General features: G+C 44.1%; 4 protein-coding genes and 1 pseudogene. All 5 read right to left on the reverse strand.

Annotation, left to right across the window (positions count from 1 at the left end):
- Positions 1 to 936: 936 nt before the first annotated feature.
- Positions 937 to 1,254 (reverse strand): hypothetical protein, encoded by a 318-nt coding sequence (locus Q0614_RS06690; protein WP_298787472.1) that lies wholly within the window; start codon positions 1,252 to 1,254, stop codon positions 937 to 939.
- 100 nt (positions 1,255 to 1,354) lie between these two features.
- Complete coding sequence (locus Q0614_RS06695; RefSeq protein WP_298787474.1) at positions 1,355 to 2,350, reverse strand: hypothetical protein; 996 nt, start codon at positions 2,348 to 2,350, stop codon at positions 1,355 to 1,357.
- Positions 2,337 to 2,828: a hypothetical protein gene (locus tag Q0614_RS06700; protein WP_298787476.1), complete on the reverse strand. Its 492-nt coding sequence runs from the start codon at positions 2,826 to 2,828 to the stop codon at positions 2,337 to 2,339. Before Q0614_RS06700 ends, Q0614_RS06695 begins: the two co-directional genes overlap by 14 nt.
- A gap of 34 nt (positions 2,829 to 2,862) precedes the next feature.
- The gene (locus Q0614_RS06705; RefSeq protein ID WP_298787478.1) at positions 2,863 to 3,348 is read right to left on the reverse strand and encodes a hypothetical protein; all 486 of its coding nucleotides are present in this window, start codon (positions 3,346 to 3,348) and stop codon (positions 2,863 to 2,865) included.
- Positions 3,335 to 3,597 (reverse strand): annotated as a pseudogene (locus Q0614_RS06710) (hypothetical protein); the annotation flags it as partial. The pseudogene Q0614_RS06710 and the gene Q0614_RS06705, both read right to left, overlap by 14 nt.

Genomic DNA, 3,597 nt, shown 5'->3' on the forward strand with positions numbered 1-3,597 from the left:
TCTGTATCAAAGAACAAATTAATAAAATTCCAAGAGCTATCAGCCAAAACAGATCGTCTAGCTTTTTTACGACTATCGGCTCTTTGTCGTAGTCTCTAAACTCAACCTCTTTATTTCTTGTATCCATAACCGCCCGCTTTAGCTAAGATAATATTTTTCTATTTTACCAATATTAATATTTTTTCGAACTAAAAACCATTCTTTTATTTCGTTTAGCCTTTCTGTATCATATACGCAAACTAAATAATTTTTTGCCGATAAAATAGAGCTTAAATAATAAGTATTTTCTTGTTCATAGTACGGACAATCTACTACGATTGCAGAAAAGAATGAAAAATTCTTAAAATTGCCTACAATTAAAAAGTGAAAAAATATTTTCAAAAAGATTGCAGAAAGTATTGAAAAAATGAAGAATAATAAAATTTGCGATGATAGAAACGATAGGGCTGCAATAGAAAAAATTATAATAATATTATAAATGAAGCGACGAATCTTATCATCGTTGCAATATCCCCAAAATGGTCTGCTTATCACATAATTTAAATGAATATTATTCGTCCTTCTCTCAAGCTCGCCGTTGTTATAGAAATCTATAGAATTATTCATAAAGTAGATTTTTCGATTATTATTGCTTACACAGCTGTTATAAATAAGTCTCAATACTATCGCTATAAAAATTCCAAATATAACGCTAGAGCTTATTTCTATCATCGATATATGGCGTTTTGGAAAAATTAAATCCCATATGCTTAGAATATATCCGCCCAAAATCATAGGCGCGTATAAAAATGTAATTGTAGATATTAGTAGCCTCTCATAATTTTTTACTATTATCGGCTCTTTGTCGTAATCCCTTGCTTTGGAATTCTGCGGTAAGGCGCCGCTGTCATCGGATATAAAATTTTGCTGCTCTATGTTGTTTGCACAGGCGGAATTCTAATCCGCTTCGGCTTCTAAATTTAAAGCGTCAGGAGCGGAATTCGGTGCTTTAGAATTCAGAGATTCGAAATTCGGAGGTTCAGAATTCAGGATTTCAAAATTCGAGGCTTCGAAATTTAAGGTTCTAAAATTAGAAGCTTCAAAATTTGAGACTTCGGAATTCGAGATTTCGGAATTTTGAGCTTTGAAATTCGAGACTCCAAAATTCGATGTTCCAGAATTTTCGCCGTTAGAATTTTGTTCTAAGCCTTGCTTAGGCTCTTGATGCCGCTTTTGTAGTAGCTTTCTTAATTCATCTAGCCTGCTTTGATCCATTTGCCGCCTTTAAATTTGATGGACGCGCCATTTTATAGCCCCGCCGCTTAAAGCTCATTAAATTTTACCGCTCGCCCGCTGCGCGCCGTTTGATCAAAATTTAGCTCTCGTATCTTTGCAGCGATTTTTTATATGTTTTCGCGGCAGTGCAGCCCACGCTCAGATATACCTCAAACTCCTCGCTAGTAAGCCTGCGCGGCTCATTCGCAAGCCTCGCCGCGCCGCTTGGCGTATTTGCGTCCGGATTCGCTTCATTTACGATCTCGCCTCGTCGGATTCGGTTGCTAAAGCTCGCTGCGTGCGCTATTTGCGGCGCATACTTTAAAGAAAAGCTTAAATTTCGCGTTTGCAGATTTAAAATTTTACCCATGCATTTGCGCGGACCCGCGATAAAATCGCCATTTTGTATGAGCGGGGCGGCATAGCCGAGCGAATCGCTGTCCGCCAAGCTGTGCAAGCCGCCTGCCGAGCCGGGTAAGCAGCCCGTTGAATCCGGTAAGCCGCCCGCCAAAAGCTCTGCACCGCTTAGGATGCGCAGGCTTCGTACCAAAATCCCGCCGCCGCTTTGCGGGACGCTGCGAAACGAAATGTCAAAGCCGAAATTGTGAAAAAATATCTCGCCCGCCCGCGACGTGCGCTTGTAGGTGTTTCGATCCGCGCCCGTAAAATACACCTCGATCTCCGCGAAGGCGAATTCCGCGCCGCTTACGCAAAGCACATAGTTTTGCAGCAGATCGCGCATGAAATTTTCGATCTTCGTCTGTGCTCGCTCGGCGTCGAACTGCGCCTGCGGCGGATGGGCACCTAGCCCTGCTTGTGATGGGCGGACGTTAAATTTTAAGTGTGCTTGCTCGGCATTAAACAGCGGCTCGGCATTAAATTTTAAAATTTCAGCTTGCTGCGCGCCGCTAGAATATGCCTGTTTGCCGCAAAATTCCGCGCCATTTTTTGATTTTAAAAGCTCGCCGTCGCTCCCGTCTCTCGCGCTTCCTGCAAGTTTATGATTTTTTGAAGCGAGCTTTGAGCCCGCCGAAATTCCAAACTCCGCCGCGTCGATTTTTGAGAAAAATTTTTCTAAATTTTTATCGCCCAGCATTTTGCTCTTCCGTAGAATTTCCTTCGCGCTTCGCGATGTCCGCTTTGCGGTCCGTAGTGTCGGATTCGCCGTTGTTTGCCTCGGCGCGCGTTAAATTTCCTCCGTCAGTCGCGTTCGTATCGCCTCGCGCTAAATTACCGCCGCCGCTCGTCGTATTTGCTTCGCCGCCATTTGATTTGGGCGTTTTAAAGCCCCAAATTTCGCAGCGATCTCCGCCAAAGCCTTGGAAATAATATCTCTCCCGCTCGCTCAAGTTTTCTATCCCCTTTTCGCATGTGCGCTTGATATATGCCTGGCTCGGATACATTAGTCGATTTACCGCATGGTCATCGCCGGCGTCTGCGCGCTCTATTAGTCTGGCTATGCAAGCGTCATCCTCTTCGCCCTTATTGTTTAAAAAAGATTCCCAAATGTTGCAATACGCGCCATTGTTTCTTATATATAGGGCGCACAGAATAATAACTCCTACAATTAACAAAAAAATTTGACTTTTACTAGCTTTCAATTTCGCTTTATTGCCAGGCATTTGACCCTCCCGTAGAATTTATATCGCGTTTGATCGCTCTTGTTTCATCGCGGATTGCATTCGCACCCTCGCGCGTTAAATTTTCCTCGCCGTCCGTTGCGTTCGCTTCGCCGTTCGTCGTATTTGCTTCGCCGCCCTTTGATTTGGGCGTTTCAAAGCCCCAAGCTTCGCAGCGATTTTGGATGTAGAGCTCAAAATAATATCTTTCGCGCTCACCCAAGCTTTCCACTTCCTTTTTGCATGTGCGCTTGATATACGCCTCGTGCGGATATCTTAGCCGATTTGCCGCATATATATTACCCGCGTCCGCTCGCTTTATCAGCTTGGCGATGCAAGCGTCATCTTCCTCATCATGTCTGCCTGAAAAAAATTCTCTCGCGCTACAATACCCGCCGCTACCGCTTATAAACGCGGCATAAATGATAAGAAGCGCCACAGCTAGCACAAAAACATGACTTTTACCGATTTTCAAGCTCGCCTCCTTCGCGATTAAATTTTGATTTTTTCCGCAGATTTACGATTTGCGGGCGGATCGTAAACTCGCTCACGTTGGACTTAGTGCGTAGAATTTGCAGCACAAAATTTGCGATCTCCTCCGCGTCCACAAAGCTCGCCTCATCATCTGCGGGCTCGAAGCTCAAATCCTCGTAAAACGCCGTTTTAGTGATGTCTGGGTTGATGCAGCTTACCCTGATCTGCTTGCGCGCCTCCTCGAAAAGGC

It is taken from the genome of uncultured Campylobacter sp., from assembly GCF_937997595.1.
Classification (GTDB): domain Bacteria; phylum Campylobacterota; class Campylobacteria; order Campylobacterales; family Campylobacteraceae; genus Campylobacter_B.

Coding starts and splice junctions, on each gene's coding strand:
- Q0614_RS06690 (WP_298787472.1), bottom strand. CDS start 1,254: ATGGATCAAAGCAGGCTAGATGAATTAAGAAAGCTACTACAAAAGCGG.
- Q0614_RS06695 (WP_298787474.1), bottom strand. CDS start 2,350: ATGCTGGGCGATAAAAATTTAGAAAAATTTTTCTCAAAAATCGACGCG.